The organism is Gilliamella sp. BG2 (assembly GCF_046635645.1).
Classification (GTDB): Bacteria; Pseudomonadota; Gammaproteobacteria; order Enterobacterales; family Orbaceae; genus Gilliamella; species Gilliamella bombi.
In genome coordinates, this window is sequence record NZ_JBIDFF010000033.1 from 1 (window position 1) to 15154 (window position 15154).

A 15154-nucleotide genomic window follows, 5' to 3' on the forward strand; every position below is an offset into this window, starting at 1 on the left:
AAGCACAAAGCAACAGGGCGGATAGACGGAATGCAAGCGTTAGCTATGGCTTTTGGTGTAACAAATAAAGAAGATGATAGTACGGACATATCTTCTTTTATTAATGACCCGATCATGGTGCTTTAATGAGAAATAAAAACGAAAAAGGCTTTATTAAGGCCGCATTATTAAAATGGCTTGGCGTTACGCCGGAAATGACAGTAAAAACGGCATGGTCTGATTATTCAGGAAATTCCAGAAGCGGACAAAATGTTAGCGTTGATAGTTCATTGCAGTTATCCGCGGTGTGGGCGTGTGTAAAATTGGTATCGGAAACGATATCGACGCTACCTTTAAAAATTTATGAGCGAAATAACGACGGTTCAAAACAACTTGCCATTAATCACCCAGTATATCGAATCCTTTGCAAACAACCTGCTATAGACTTAACACCAGCAAGATTTATGCAAATGATCCCCGCTAGCATTTGTTTACGGGGTAATTCATTTTCTGAAAAATTAATGTTTAAAAAAGAGCTTGTTGGTATACGTCCCTTGTTACCGCAGTACATGAAAGTCGGTAGTGATGATTCTGGAAGAATAACATATACATATTCAGATCCTGTTACTAATACAGAGAGGAATATACCACGTGATCTAATAATGCACATTCGAGGGTTTGGATTGGATGGTGCGGTAGGGTTAACACCAATACAAGTTGGGGCAGATATTATTGGATCTGCGTTAGCAACCAACGAAGCCGCATCAAAGGTATTTAAAAATGGGCTTCAAAACTCTGGTTTTATTACATCAACACTGCCGTTAAATTCAGAGCAACGCCATGCTATCCGTGAAAATGTTCAGCAGTTCGCAGGCTCTAAAAACGCAGGTAAGTTAATGGTTCTTGAGGGGGGATTTGACTATAAATCGATCACAATCAACCCAGAAACAGCGCAATTACTGCAAAGTAGAGCTTTCGGCATTGAAGAAATATGCCGATGGTTTGGTGTTCCACCTGTGCTAATTGGGCATATGGAAAAACAAAGTTCTTGGGCGTCAAGTGTTGAAGCTCTTTATACTCAGTTTTTGATAACAGGATTAAGACCAACTCTGGTTAATATCGAGCAAGAAATTTGGCGATGTTTGCTAGATAGTGATGATCGTTATTTTGCTGAGTTTTCTGTTGAAGGGTTGTTACGAGCTGATAGTAATGCGAGAGCCAATTATTATAAACAAGCTCTTCAAGATGGGTGGATGAACCGAAATGAGGTTCGGGCAAAAGAAAATCTTCCACCTATCGACGGCGGAGAAAAATTCACAATTCAATTAAATATGACGACCTTGGATAAGGTCGGACAATCCGAGGAATAATTATGCCTTTTCAATTGAATCCAAGCATTTTGGAAAATAAGCCCTGCGCAGAATACAAAATAACACAAAGCGCACTAAATAGATGGAATCCAAATATCCAAGCCAAGACAACGGACAATACAATATCAATTTATGATGTAATTGGTGAGAATCCGTGGAGTTGTGACGGTATAACAGCTAAAACAATAGCTGGGATCTTAAAAAACCTTAATAACCAAGATGTGATTGTCAATATTAACTCCCCCGGTGGTGATATGTTTGAGGGGATATCAATTTATAACATGCTTAAGCAGCACGCAGGGAAGGTTACGATTAATATTGTTGGTATCGCTGCATCTGCCGCATCAATTATAGCAATGGCTGGAGATGAGATAAAAATTGCCAAATCTGCATTTTTAATGATTCATAATTGTAGTGTTGTTGTGGCTGGTAACCGCAATATTTTGGCTGATACGGCTAACCAATTAAAGCCTTTTGATGAAGCTATGGCAAGTATCTATAGTGATAAAACTGGCAAAAATACTGGCGAAATACTCAAAATGATGGATGAAGAGACATATATTAATGGCTCATCAGCTATAGAACAAGGCTTTGCAGATGGTTATCTTTTATCAGATGAAATTCAGCAAACTGACAATAAAACAAAATCAATGCTAAAGCAACTTGATACATTACTTGCAAGGTCAGGAATGACGCGAAGTGAGAGGAGAGTCCTTTTTAATCAAATTAAGGGTACGCAAAACGCTACCGATTCAGACACGCAGAACGCTGTCATCACGGCTTTAGCCGATATTCAAAAATCAATAAAAAAATTAACTGGAGAACTATAATGTCTGAAATATTAGATATGATCAAAGGGTTACAAGAGAGTATTGAAAAAGCATCCAATAAACTTGATGTAACCGCAGAAAATGCACTAAAAGAAGCTAAAGCCGCTGGAGAGCTTTCATTAGAAACCAAAAACAGTGTAGACAAGGCTTTTGTTGAGATTAACGCACTGCGTGAAGCGGAGAAAACAATAAAAGCTTCAGTTGGCGAAGTTAAGCAAGAAATTGCAACAATGCCATTAATTACTGCCAAAAAAGTAGCTTTAAGCGCAGGTCAAATTGTTACATCATCTGAAAATGTAAAACTATTTGCTTCAAGTGTTGAGGGTGGCAAACGTGTTAGCATTCCAGTTCAAGCCGCCTTAACGTCAATCGACGTGCCAAGCGGTGTTGTTGAACATCAACGATTACCAGGTATCGATACTTTGCCAAAGCAGCGGTTATTTATTCGTGACTTGATCGCTTCCGGTAAAACTAAATCACCAGCAATTTTTTGGGTTCAGCAAACTGGATTTACGAATAATGCGGCAGCTGTACCTGAAAACACAACAAAGCCGTACAGCAATATTAGCTTCGGCACAAAGGTGACACCTGTCACAACTGTGGCACACATGTTTAAAGCATCCAAACAAATCCTTGATGACTTTGCGCAATTGCAATCAACTATTGATGCCGAAATGCGCTATGGTTTGAAATATGTTGAAGAACAAGAGATTTTGTTCGGGGACGGAACAGGTGCGCATCTGCACGGTATTGTTCCTCAAGCATCAGCTTTTGTGCCATCATTTGCTCCAGAAAAACGCACACCAATTGATGACTTACGTCTTGCGATGCTTCAAGCTCAACTTGCAAGATTACCGGCCTCTGGGCATGTTTTACACTTCTCTGATTGGGCTAAAATAGAGTTAACCAAGGATTCAAATGGTGGTTACATTTTAGCAAACCCAACAGGATTAATTGGTCCTACACTTTGGGGATTGCCAGTAATTGCAACAGAGCTTGCTGCATTTGTTGGTAAATTCTTAACGGGTGCTTTCTCGACGGGTGCACAAATTTTTGACCGTGAAGACACCAATGTGGTCATTTCAACCGAAAACTCTGATGATTTTGAAAAAAATATGATTTCAATTCGTTGTGAGGAACGTTTAGCCCTTGCTGTAAAACGTCCTGAAGCATTTATTTTTGGGTCATTTGGAACTGCGATTTCATCTTAAATTCAATGCGGCAGAAATGCCGCTTTTAACGGGGGTTAACATGAAAATTAAGTTACTAAAGCCGTTGTATTTGAACAATCATGTCGTCCTTGACGGTGAAGTATTTGAAACGTCAGACTTACACGGACGAGAACTTATCAGTAAAGGCTATGCACTTGTAATAAATGATAAAGATGAAGCAGACTCTGATAAAGTGGTAAAAAACTCATCTAAAAAGAAAAAGTAGGTAATTTATGATTGATTTGGTAACAATCAAGCAACATTGCAATATAGAGCCTGATTTCAATGAAGATGATAATTTACTTAATATTTATATGAAAATGGCCGCTCAATATGTCAGCAACGTAACCAGGAGAACTTTGTATCAATCTGCTGATAGTGATGAATACAAAAATGATCCAAGACCGTTATTAATCGATGAATTAATCACGGGTGCGATGCTACAGTTAATAGGGCATTGGTACGAGAACAGGGAAACTATTAATATTGGTAATATCACATCAGAAATACCAATCACTACAAATAGCCTGTTGCAACCCTATATAATTTATGGTGTTTGAATATGAAAGCTGGTCGATTAAGAAATCGGATAACCATTCAAAAGCAAGTTAGCCGGAAAGACGAACTAGGCCAACTAGTTAATGAGTGGGTCGATGTGTGCACTGTACGAGCTGAAATTCGTGACGCGTCAGGAAAAGAGTATCAAAGCTCACAAGTTGAACGGGTGCAAACAGATTGTAAAATCTTAATTCGATATCGAAATGATATCACATCTGATATGCGTGTAATGTGCAACGGTACTTATTACGACATCAAAGCAGTATTAGAAGATGTGAAAAGGACAAGGCTTGAATTGCCGTGCCAAAAAGGTGTTCGTTATGATTAAACCAACATTATCTATTACTGGATTTAAAGCGCTTGAAGCTGACTTTAAGTTATTGTCAAAAGCAGAACAACGTAAAGTCTCAAAAAAGGCTGTACGTGCCGGAGCAGTGGTTTTTCGTGATGCTATTCGTGCAAGTGCGCCAGTTCGAACTGGACGCTTGAGGCGGTCTATTTCTGTAGATACAGCAAGGGGATCGCTAACTGCTGGCGTTAAGTTTAAAAAAATTCGAGTAATCAAAAAATCAAAAAAAGGCAAAAGCAAACAAGCTTTGCCATTTTACTGGTGGATGATCGAAAACGGCACGTCAAAAATGTCAGCGCGTCCTTTTGTTCGTCCTGCTTTTGATGCAAATATAAAAAAGGCAGAAGATGCAGCATTTGAACAGTTTTTAAAAGATATTGATGAGATTTTCTCAAAATGATTGAAGCTAAAATCAATAACACACTAAAAACCTTGTGCGACGGACGGGTAAGTCCATTAGTTGCGCCTCAGGGAACAAGCCCTCCTTACATCTGTTACACAAAAATATCAGAAGTTTATGACGATGTCATGTGTGGTCAATCATCTGTTGAGTATTGTTTTCAGGTTGATATCTATGCTAAAACACTGCTCGAAGCTGAAACCATTAAACAACAAGCGTACGAAAAACTGAAACCGTTAAAACCATTCAATATCACTAGTCGCCAAGACTATGAAACCGAAACAGAGCTTTATCGCTCAACGTTAGAATTTTACATTCAATAATTACCTATTTAACCATTTTATGCCGCTTAATTGTGGTTTTTTTTATTTTTGGAGATATTAATATGCCAGAAGTTCAACAAGTACAAAGTGAATACACAAAAACCAGAGATGTTGGTGTTTTTGTTAGTAAAGATCCGTCCCTTAAATTTATTGCGCAAGCAACAGCAAAGCTTAGTCTAGAATGCACTGTGACCGATTACTCCATGACAGCCCCTGAGGGTGAAGAAATCGACGTATCGACACTTTCATCAATCACAAAAGAAACTATCAGCGGTTTACCGGCTGAGGCAACGGTTTCAATGAACGCTAACTTTGTTATTGGTAACGCTGCACAGCAAGTATTACGTAAATCGTACGATACTGGGGATAACTACGCATTCCAGATCAAATATGAAGACGGTAGTTCAATCGACTGGATTGCGCGTGTAACTAGCTACGAGTTCAAAGGCGCGAAAAATGGTGTCGTAACAGGTTCTTTCTCATTCAAAGTGAAAGGAAAATTTGTGTTTAATGCTCCGTCTGTTAATCAAGGACAAAAATAATGAATTTAAAACAAATTATTACAGCAAAAAATTCAGGCTTTCGTACAAAAAAGATTCGGGTTGAAGAATGGGGCGTTGCGGTTACTATTCGTGAGCCTTTGCACACTGATTTTAATCGGTATATTAAGACAATCAAAGATATCACAGATAATGAAAAACTGACTGATCGCGAAAAAGATTTACTAAACATTAAAGCGGAAGCAACGCTATTTGCGACAGTGCTGCTTGATGATAAAGGTGATTTTGTTTTCAGCAATGATATTGATGATTTAGTAAAAAGTTACGGTCCTGTTCACACTCGACTAGTAAATGAAGCTTTTAATCTACTAGGCTTGAAAAGCGAGCCAATAAAAGAAGCTGAAAAAAAGTAGAAAGCGATCCTGAGCTGTTTTTTAAGTTAAAGCTTGCATTAAGGCTCGGTAAAACTCTTGCCGAGCTTGAACAAACATTAACGGCTAGAGAGTTTTATTATTGGGTCGCATTCGACAAATTAAACCCGATCGGCGACGAACGCCACGACTGGCACGCAGCACAGATATCTTCAAGCATTTATCGCTCACAAGGTGCAAAAGTCGAATTTGACGACTGTTTACTTAAATTCAAAGAAGAAAAGAAAGAGCCTGTCAGCATATTTGATGCATTATCTAATTTACTTGGGAAATAACTAAAATGGCAACATTGCGAGAATTGGCAATCCGAGTTACTGCCGACTCCTCATCATATCAACGAGAAATGAGCAGGGCATCACGGCTTGGTACAGATTATTACAGAACTATGGAAGAACGCTCACGGCGGTTTGATGCATACATTGCTAGCAATAATCGCTCAGTTCAAGCACTGAACATGCAATTAACACAACTAAAATCATCAGCGTTAAGTGTAGCTACAGCGTTCGCTGGAGGCTTTGCATTTACTAGCATTGTAAACATGGCAGATGACTGGGGGCAAATGGCTGCTCGTGTCAGAATGGCTATAAATTCGGTTGAGGGTTCAGCTGATAATTATGAGCAAGTGCAAGGCCGCTTGCTTGAAATTAGTAACCGCAATGCTAAAGCAATTGAAGATTCACAAGAACTATACATCGCAACAGCATCATCAATGCGTGATTTGGGTTATAGCACAAATGACACGATCGACTTTATAGAAGCAATGTCAAACAGCTATACAATAAATGCGACATCAGCAGATAAAGTATCAACAAGCATTAACGCAATCACTAAATCGATGATCACAGGGAAAGTTAGTAGTAACGACTGGAAATCGATAATGGCATCAACGCCAAATGTTGTTACCGCTCTGGTAAATTCGACAGGTAAAGCCGAAAAGATCATAAAGCAACTCGGTATGAGTGGTCAAATATCAATGCGACAGCTTGCTGATGCAATGATCAAGGTTAAAGATGAAACTGGCGAAATGGCTGACGGCATGGGTAATACTGTAAAAGACGGTTTTACTCAGATATCAAACAGTTTTAAAGCGTTAATTGGCGAACTAAATAGCAGTACCGGTGTTACTCAAAATATCGCAAGTGGGTTGAAGTTCGTTGCAGATAATATTCATTTAATAACAGGCGCCGGCACGATTCTTGTTAGTATCGGTCTATCTCGATATTTTAGTGGACTTTCACTATCTGTTTTCAATGCTACAAAAACAACATTAGCAAATAGAGCTGCGCAAATATCTCAAGCACAGGCGCAACTAGAAGCAGTTAAAAGCTTGCAATTAAAAGCGGTTGCAGAAGTAAATGCCGCAAGATTTGAAGCACAGCGCGCGGTTGGTTTAAAAGCCAGTCTTGTTGCGCAAAATAATTTAACAGCTGCGATTAATCGTCAAACACAAGCGAATAATGCGCTAGCTGCTGCACAAACAAAAGTAAATGTACTAACTAGTAAATTTAATTTGTTATCGCGAGCTGGTAGCGGTTTATTAGGTATGCTCGGTGGTCCACTTGGTTTAGCTACGACATTGTTATCCGTCGGAGCAGGTTTTTTAATGATGGGCGACGGTGCAGATAAAGCTAAGAAGCCGATCGAAGAATTACAGCTACCCATTGATCAACTACTCGCTAAGTTTAAAGAGCTCGACAAATCAAGACAGTTAAACATAACAACTGGCCTGCAAGCTGAAATCGATATTAATACAAAAGATATCGATATTAATATTTCTGATATTAAAGATAAATTAACGGATAAATTAACTGACATTTTACCCGCTGGATATTCGGGTGTGACGCTTTATTTGTCACCATCTAATAAACAAGCTATTGATGAGTATGTGAATGAAATTGATTCGCTCAAAAATAAGCTAAAAGAGGGAGAAATAACATCAAAAGAATTTGGCGAGAAGCTATTTGAAGCTGGGCAGAAATTTACATCAGCAACAGCAGGCGGCGAACAATTCAAGACACTAATTGGGAATATTACTACTGCTCTGTTAGAAAATGCTCAGAAGCTAGCAGAAAACAAAGAAAAAATGGATGCGGTGGGCAAAGCCTCGGCTGAAACAGCAACAGAAATAAAGTTACTTGATGTAGCTGATTTTCCAAATTTAGAAAATCAACTTGGCGTACTTAGTCAGCAACTTGATGTAAACAAAGTTAAGTCAGAAAGTGGAGCAGAGGCGGCATTTGTGCTTGCTGGCTTACAACGCGCTGCTGGGGATGCTGCTATTGAACACGCTGCTGATTTAATTGCATTAGCAAAAGGTCAGGAGCTAACTGGCAAAATGTCAGAAGAACTTACTGAAAAGCTTAGATTATATACAAAAAATCTACGTGAAAGCTTCAAGCTACAAGAGGGCTTCAAACACTCAAAAACGATCAAGAGCGCAGCAGAGCTGTATAAGTCACAGTTAGACAAACTTAATAGCCAAATCAACGCTTACACTGATATCACTGAGCTACAAAAAATACGCAGGCAATTAGCTGAGGGTGAACTTAGTAAATTAACTGATATTCAAAAGAAAGCATTAGAATCAAAAGCTATCGAGTTAGATAAGCTAAATGCGCAAAAAGAATATAAATCAATAATGGACTCTTTGCGCACTCCTGCTGAGCAACAGCTAGATACTTACAAACAGCATTTATCGATTATCGAAAAAGCAAATCTATCATTAAAAGAACGTGAAGAACTGCTTAATAGAATGGCTAAAAAAGCCGCTGAATCCGCCCCGTCATTTAGTTATCACAACTCTTACAACGGCTTAGGTAGCGATTTACTGAACGTTGCAGAAGATGACAAAAAACTTCAAGATTGGCATGAGCAACAGTTAAAATTGTTTGATGATTTATTGAAAAAAAAGGAAATCAAACAGCAAGAATACGCTGATGCTATTGTTAAGATAGAAGAAACTATGCAACAAAAGCAAAAGGATATTCAATCTGCATATACACTCGCAACACTCGGCACATTCTCATCATTAACAGGCTCGATTGCTGATATGTTCAAGGAAACCGCTGGCGAATCATCTGCTGCATACAAAGTAATGTTTCTTGCTAGTAAAGCATCTGCTATTGCACAAGCAATGATTAGCACAGAAGTTGCTGCCGCAAAAGCACTTGAATTAGGTCCAATAATGGGCGTTCCTGCTGCGTCGTTAATTAGAGGTCTTGGTTATGCGTCGGTTGGGATGATCGCCGCTCAAACACTAACTGGTATGGCGCATAGCGGTATTGATCACATCCCAAAAGAGGGCACATGGTTGCTTGATAAGGGTGAGCGTGTAGTTGATGCTAGAACAAACGCCGATTTAAAAGATTTCATAAAATCGAATAAATCAGGCAGTAATATAACTGTAAACGTACCCGTAAATGTTGGTAACGGTGGATTATCTGAGGATGACGGAAAAGCGGTCGGAAATATGATAAAACAATCAGTAATAACAATTATTAAAGAGGAGATGAGACCAGGGGGCAAGTTAAATAGACGTTGATCTAATGGCTGAAATTTCATACCATTACCGAAATTTAATAAGGAGAATGGTATGAAAAGAGTTTTGTTGTTGGGTTTAATTGGACTTGCTCTGGTTGGTTGTGGTAAAAAAACTTGTCCAGATGTAGTTACAGATGCTTGGACACAAGCTCAATATATAGTTAAATCCAGGTTAAAATCCCCATCTACTGCGGATTTCCCTTACCCAGGAAAGGGGCTAAACGGTTTACACGAAACCGGGGAGATAGACGGAGTGTGTCATTATTATATTTCTGGTGACGTTGATGCTCAAAACAGTTTTGGTGGAATTGTTAGAAATCGTTATTCAATGAATCTTAAATATAATATATCTACAGAAAAATGGGTTTATGAAAATTTAGAAATAAAATAAAACTCAACTTCGACCTAAAGCCCGCAAATGCGGGCTTTTTATGTCTGGAGGAAACATGCTGTCACCAATACAATTTGATAAATTATTTAATTTGTTTGTGAATATATGCAGATCGCATCAAACAACACCGGTACGAACACAAACCGAATCATCGGCTAATGAAATACATGCCTTTTATATCTATGTTGATGCCGATCTTGATAGCATTGTTAATATGAATTTTGAATTAGCAGAAAAAATAACATCAGATTATGATTTAAATTGCATTAAATTCGTTATTGTATTTAAAAAGAATTAAACATAAAAATTAATAAACAAGACCGCTTAATTGCGGTTTTTTTATGTCTGGAGAAAATTATGGAAACATTTCACTGGCAAGTTGCGCCGAATATGAGTGAAAAAGCCGAGCCAAAAATAAAAACAATTAAGCTTGGCGACGGCTATGAGCAACGCATTCGGGACGGCATTAACAACGACTTGCGCTCATACAGTGTCACGCTAAAAGTATTGCGAGAAGATGCGCAACACATCAACGACTTTTTAACACGGCAGGGCGGGCTTCACGCATTTAAATGGAGAGAGCCGAACTCGCACAGATTAATAACAGTTAAATGCCCAAGTTGGACATCTAACGTTATGAACACTGCAACAACAATAACAGCAACATTTGAAGAGGTAGTCGCATGATCCCCAAAAAAATGTTACTTGATATAACCAAAATAGCGCAAGATGCGATTGTTGATTTGTATGAAGTCGATTTAACGAAGATCGTGGGTAATAAAACGATATTTCGATTTCATAACGGATTAAATGAGCTGAGACGCCCGATAACATGGCAGGGTAATATTTATGAGCCATACCCCATTAAAGTAGAGGGTTTTGAAAAGAGTGGGCAAGGTGTAAGTAACCGCCAGACAATGAGCGTTAGCAATGCGATGGGCTTTATTACTGGTCTGATTGCTGATTTTGATGGTTTACTTGGCGCAGTTGTCACCCGTCACGAAGTGCCTGTTAAATACTTAGACGCTGTTAACTTTGAAAATGGTAATCAATATGCCGATCCGTTTTGTGAAATTATCTCAAATTATGTGATTGAGCAGGTAAAACAACAAAATTCAATGGTAGTTACGTTTGAATTAGCATTGCCATGCGAGTCTGACGGTGCATTAATTCCTGCTCGTGTCATCATTGCCAATACCTGTAGTTGGATATATCGCTCATCTGAATGTGGTTACACGGGTGGACCTGTAGCTGATGAATTTGATAAACCGACAAACGACATCACAAAAGATAAATGTAGCCGTTGTCTGAATGGCTGTAAACTTCGCTTTGGCCAACACGGTATTCTTCCCTTTGGTGGTTTTCCAACTGCCGCTAAACTCTCTTAATTAATTATGAAAACACAAATACTTAATCATGCAATTTCTTGCGGTGAGGCTGAGTGCTGCGGATTTGTTATTGATAATAAAACTTATCTGCCATGCAACAATATCTCACCCACACCAACCGAAACATTCGAAATTTCGTCAGATGACTGGATTAGAGCCGAACAACAGGGCGAAATAACTGCAATTGTTCACTCTCACCCAAACGGCTTACCGATACTCAGCCAAGCCGACCAATTTTATCAACAAAAAACGGGAGTAGATTGGTGGCTAGTTTGTGATAACCAAATTCATAAGTTCAGGTATATCAAGCCACTTCTTGGTCGTGAATTTAATCACGGCGAAACTGACTGCTTAACGCTAGTACGAGATGCGTACATGTTAACGGGTATCGATTTACCGAATTACGAACGGCAAGATGATTGGTGGCATAAAGGACAAAATCTCTATTTAGATTTGTTACCTAAAAATGAGTTTGAACAAGTTGAGGACATCCAAGAGGGCGATGCAATTCTTGTCTGTCTTGGCTCAACAACACCAAATCACGCAGCCATTTATATCGGCAATCAATTCATTTTACATCATTGCCCAAATCGTCTCTCTAAACGGGATTTATACGACGGTTTTTGGCTTAAATACACACATTCAATCTGGAGGCATAAACAATGGCAATCATTCGCTTTTACGGCAATCTTAAACAATATGGCGATAAGTTCAATCTGAATGTTGAAACAGCAGCAGAAGCATTGAATGGTTTGTATTGCCAAATCAAAGGCTTGAAAAAGCAAATTATGGACGGCTATTTTCGGGTACGAATTAACGGCGTAGATATGAACGAGGACAATTTACAGTTTGGTCTACACAGTCGAATACCTCAGGACGCTGTTATTCATATTGTACCTAAAACAGCAGGAGCTAAAGGCGGTATTTTTAGTTTTATAGCTGGCGCAGCGATGGTCGTTGCCGGTGTAGTAGTCGGTATAACAACAGGGGTAGGACTGGCTTTGGTAGCTGGTGGTGCTGGGTTAATGCTTGGCGGTGTCGCTCAGATGCTAACTAAACTACCTAAAACCGATAAGTTGACAGGTGATAAAAACAATAACACTTATTTTTCCAACTTAGACAACACAATAGGACAAGGTGCACCTGTGCCGCTTTGTTACGGATTAACCAAAATAGGCTCTAAAGTACTATCACAAGGGCTTGAAACATTAGACGACGCAACGAATACAGATAAAAACCCAATAACACCAATACCGTGGGGTGAAATCATAAAGGGGAAGAAAAATGGGTAAAGGTTCAAAAAAGGCGAAAACGCCAAAAGAAGCGCAGGATAACCTCAAGTCACACCAGCAGCTTAGTATTATTGATTTACTGTGTGAGGGACAGATAGAGGGTCCATTAAACGGTCTACAAAGCATATTTTTAAATGATACACCAATTCAAGCACCCGACGGTTCGTACAATTTTAACGGCGTTAATGTTGAATGGACGGCAGGCATTCAAGCGCAAGCACCGCTTGAAGGTTTTCCTGCCACTGAAAATGAAGTGCCTGTTAATCTTGAAGTAAAAGCAACAACGCCGATTGTACGTACTATTACCGACCCAAACATTGATAGAGTACGTGTTACGGTTGGGGTGCAGTCGTTAAGCTCAACCGATAACAAGGGAAATATTAACCGAACCTCAGTATCAATGGAAATTCAAATCGGTGTGGGCAGTATATGGAAAACGGTAAAAAAGGTTGATTTAATCGATAAAAAAACACGCTCGCAGTATTTAACTTCGGTTATTTTAGATGATTTACCACCGAAACCGTTTAATATTCGGGTATTGCGCAGAACGCCAGATAGTACATCATCATTATTAGTCAATAACACACTATGGAGTTCGTATACTGAAATCTACGATACTAAATTTTCATACCCGAATACCGCAGTTGTTGGATTAAAATTCGATTCATCGCAGTTTAGCGGTGTACCTCGTCGTAACTATCTCATTAAAGGGATGATAGTTAAAGTGCCTGATAACTACACTCCCGAAACGAGAGAGTATAAGGGCTTTTGGTCGGGTAATTTTAAATTGGCTTGGACCAATAATCCTGCGTGGATATTTTACGATATTTTGACTAATGCACGTTACGGTATGGGTAATCGAATTGGTCAATTCGGTGTTGATAAGTTTGCTTTATACACTATCGCTCAATACTGTGACCAACTAGTCGATGATGGATTTGGCGGTAAAGAACCAAGATTTACATGCAACTGTTACATTACCGAGCAACGCCAAGCGTATGATGTTATTCATGATTTATGCTCGATATTCCGAGCTATGCCGATTTGGGATGGGACACAATACACGGCAGTAATGGACAGACCGAGCGACCCTGTGGCAATTTATGCAAATGCAAACGTGGTAGAGGGGCAGTTCAACTACACCTCAGCAGCACAAAAATCACGGCATACTGCTGTGCATGTGCGTTATATTGACCCAAACAATAACTGGGAAACAACAACTGAATATGTTGCTGATGATGAGCTGATTAAACGATTTGGATTAAATGTAGCGCAAATCGATGCGTTTGGTTGTACGTCGAGAGGTCAAGCTCACAGAGTGGGTAAATGGTTAATTCAAACTGAAAAACTTGAAACACAAACGGTTACGTTTAGCGTTGGCCGAGAAGGTATTCGTCATTTACCCGGAGATATTATTGGTATCGCTGACAATGATTTTGCAGGTACTACAATCGGTGGGCGAATTTTAGAAGCAAACGGCAGCACGATTACGTTGGACCGTGATATTGACATTAATAACATGAAAAGTGCATATTTAAGCGTGACTGATACAAATATGCAACTACAAAAAGTCAAAATCCAAGCACAGATTAAACCCAATAAGCTTGTTTTAGTAAGCAATGTTAATGTCGATGAATATTCCGTTTGGGGTCTATATGACAATAAAATCAAACCAAGGCTATTTAAGGCTATAACAATCGCCGAAAACAGTGATGGCACTTATTCAATCACTGCGTTACAACATGAACCACAAAAAGAGGCGATAGTAGATAACGGGGCTAAATTCGAAGCAGAAAGTGGCACTATTTTTGGCTGGTCAATTCCGCCAGTTGAACAACTGCAGGCTGAAATTATCCCCGAATCTGATTTATATCAGGCTAGATTATCATGGTCCACGCCTCGCACGATTCAAAACCTGAAATTTGAGGTAAAAATCTATCGTGATGATAAATTGATTAGCAGGGAAACGGTTAATGATACCGAGTATTATTTATCAGACCTGCAACAAGGCAAGTTTATCGCAACTGTTAGAGGGGTAGCGGAAGATGGACGATTAGGCGATGAAACTACGATTGCTTTTTCGATTCTGCCGCCAGCTAAACCATCGGGTTTAGTGTTAACACCAAGCAGCTTTAACGTAGCAATTCGACCAGTAATGACTTCTGTATCGAGTTTGGGTACACAATTCGAATTCTACAAAGGTACGACCAAAGCCGAAGTTGAAGCGAAGCGTAATTATCTTGGTCGAGCGATGACGTTAACTGATGTTGATTGTCAGCCAGACACTGAATATTGGTATGGCGTGAATGCAGTTAACGTAGTTGGTCGCTCAGAGATGTTCATTGCTAACACTCGGACATTAATTGCAGAAAATGGGGCAGGTGGATTATTTAGGATTCAAACACATGACGGTAAATTTCCGACTAATAATGATGATGCTACTCAAATGTTTTATCGTGAATTTGGGTTTTATCCAGCTCGTGATACAACATTAATTATCTACTCATTAGATGGAGCGGGGAAAGTAGCACACTCTGAAGCAAGAATGTACAACGGTGCGTATTGGGTTGAGCCAGCCATGTTTTTAGATGG

At 39.3% G+C, this 15154-nt stretch carries 19 protein-coding genes; all 19 read left to right on the forward strand.

All coding sequences use genetic code 11. The features are described 5' to 3' along the window. Nucleotides 1–125: 125 nt before the first annotated feature. On the forward strand, nucleotides 126–1349 hold the full coding sequence (locus tag ACGH6Q_RS10835; RefSeq protein WP_296300977.1) for a phage portal protein: 1224 nt from the start codon (nucleotides 126–128) through the stop codon (nucleotides 1347–1349). Nucleotides 1350–1351: 2 nt separating this feature from the next. Next, complete coding sequence (locus ACGH6Q_RS10840) at nucleotides 1352–2179, forward strand: head maturation protease, ClpP-related (RefSeq protein ID WP_174798249.1); 828 nt, start codon at nucleotides 1352–1354, stop codon at nucleotides 2177–2179. Continuing rightward, nucleotides 2179–3390: a phage major capsid protein gene (locus ACGH6Q_RS10845; RefSeq protein ID WP_411592805.1), complete on the forward strand. Its 1212-nt coding sequence runs from the start codon at nucleotides 2179–2181 to the stop codon at nucleotides 3388–3390. The genes ACGH6Q_RS10840 and ACGH6Q_RS10845 overlap by 1 nt, the downstream gene beginning before the upstream one ends. Nucleotides 3391–3406: 16 nt before the next feature. Further along, on the forward strand, nucleotides 3407–3616 hold the full coding sequence (locus tag ACGH6Q_RS10850) for a hypothetical protein (RefSeq protein ID WP_296300979.1): 210 nt from the start codon (nucleotides 3407–3409) through the stop codon (nucleotides 3614–3616). A gap of 7 nt (nucleotides 3617–3623) precedes the next feature. Then, the gene (locus ACGH6Q_RS10855) at nucleotides 3624–3950 is read left to right on the forward strand and encodes a head-tail connector protein (RefSeq protein ID WP_174798252.1); all 327 of its coding nucleotides are present in this window, start codon (nucleotides 3624–3626) and stop codon (nucleotides 3948–3950) included. Between the two features lie 2 nt (nucleotides 3951–3952). Next, nucleotides 3953–4276: a phage head closure protein gene (locus ACGH6Q_RS10860; protein WP_411592806.1), complete on the forward strand. Its 324-nt coding sequence runs from the start codon at nucleotides 3953–3955 to the stop codon at nucleotides 4274–4276. Beyond that, nucleotides 4269–4697, forward strand: a complete 429-nt coding sequence (locus tag ACGH6Q_RS10865) for an HK97-gp10 family putative phage morphogenesis protein (protein ID WP_411592807.1) — start codon at nucleotides 4269–4271, stop codon at nucleotides 4695–4697. Before ACGH6Q_RS10860 ends, ACGH6Q_RS10865 begins: the two co-directional genes overlap by 8 nt. Continuing rightward, nucleotides 4694–5020 (forward strand): DUF3168 domain-containing protein, encoded by a 327-nt coding sequence (locus tag ACGH6Q_RS10870; protein WP_411592808.1) that lies wholly within the window; start codon nucleotides 4694–4696, stop codon nucleotides 5018–5020. Before ACGH6Q_RS10865 ends, ACGH6Q_RS10870 begins: the two co-directional genes overlap by 4 nt. A 203-nt stretch (nucleotides 5021–5223) precedes the next feature. Further along, nucleotides 5224–5562, forward strand: a complete 339-nt coding sequence (locus ACGH6Q_RS10875; protein ID WP_411592809.1) for a phage tail tube protein — start codon at nucleotides 5224–5226, stop codon at nucleotides 5560–5562. Beyond that, on the forward strand, nucleotides 5562–5933 hold the full coding sequence (locus tag ACGH6Q_RS10880) for a phage tail assembly chaperone (protein ID WP_411592810.1): 372 nt from the start codon (nucleotides 5562–5564) through the stop codon (nucleotides 5931–5933). Before ACGH6Q_RS10875 ends, ACGH6Q_RS10880 begins: the two co-directional genes overlap by 1 nt. 14 nt (nucleotides 5934–5947) lie before the next feature. After that, nucleotides 5948–6226, forward strand: coding sequence for a DUF4035 domain-containing protein (locus tag ACGH6Q_RS10885; protein ID WP_411592818.1), 279 nt, complete (start codon nucleotides 5948–5950; stop codon nucleotides 6224–6226). A 5-nt stretch (nucleotides 6227–6231) separates the two neighbouring features. After that, nucleotides 6232–9492, forward strand: a complete 3261-nt coding sequence (locus ACGH6Q_RS10890; RefSeq protein ID WP_411592811.1) for a tape measure protein — start codon at nucleotides 6232–6234, stop codon at nucleotides 9490–9492. A gap of 51 nt (nucleotides 9493–9543) precedes the next feature. Continuing rightward, complete coding sequence (locus tag ACGH6Q_RS10895) at nucleotides 9544–9882, forward strand: hypothetical protein (RefSeq protein WP_411592812.1); 339 nt, start codon at nucleotides 9544–9546, stop codon at nucleotides 9880–9882. A 40-nt stretch (nucleotides 9883–9922) separates the two neighbouring features. Further along, nucleotides 9923–10180, forward strand: coding sequence for a hypothetical protein (locus ACGH6Q_RS10900; protein WP_411592813.1), 258 nt, complete (start codon nucleotides 9923–9925; stop codon nucleotides 10178–10180). A gap of 59 nt (nucleotides 10181–10239) precedes the next feature. Further along, nucleotides 10240–10569 carry a phage tail protein gene (locus ACGH6Q_RS10905; RefSeq protein ID WP_411592814.1) on the forward strand — a complete coding sequence of 110 codons (330 nt, stop codon included), beginning with the start codon at nucleotides 10240–10242 and terminating at the stop codon, nucleotides 10567–10569. Further along, a complete protein-coding gene (locus tag ACGH6Q_RS10910) occupies nucleotides 10566–11270 on the forward strand; it encodes a phage minor tail protein L (RefSeq protein WP_411592815.1) in 705 nt (234 codons plus the stop codon). The genes ACGH6Q_RS10905 and ACGH6Q_RS10910 overlap by 4 nt, the downstream gene beginning before the upstream one ends. A gap of 3 nt (nucleotides 11271–11273) precedes the next feature. Then, nucleotides 11274–11990: a C40 family peptidase gene (locus tag ACGH6Q_RS10915; RefSeq protein WP_411592819.1), complete on the forward strand. Its 717-nt coding sequence runs from the start codon at nucleotides 11274–11276 to the stop codon at nucleotides 11988–11990. Continuing rightward, the gene (locus tag ACGH6Q_RS10920; protein WP_411592816.1) at nucleotides 11933–12562 is read left to right on the forward strand and encodes a tail assembly protein; all 630 of its coding nucleotides are present in this window, start codon (nucleotides 11933–11935) and stop codon (nucleotides 12560–12562) included. Before ACGH6Q_RS10915 ends, ACGH6Q_RS10920 begins: the two co-directional genes overlap by 58 nt. Further along, on the forward strand, nucleotides 12555–15154 hold a 2600-nt coding region (locus tag ACGH6Q_RS10925; RefSeq protein WP_411592817.1), incomplete at its 3' end, for a host specificity protein J. The genes ACGH6Q_RS10920 and ACGH6Q_RS10925, both read left to right, overlap by 8 nt.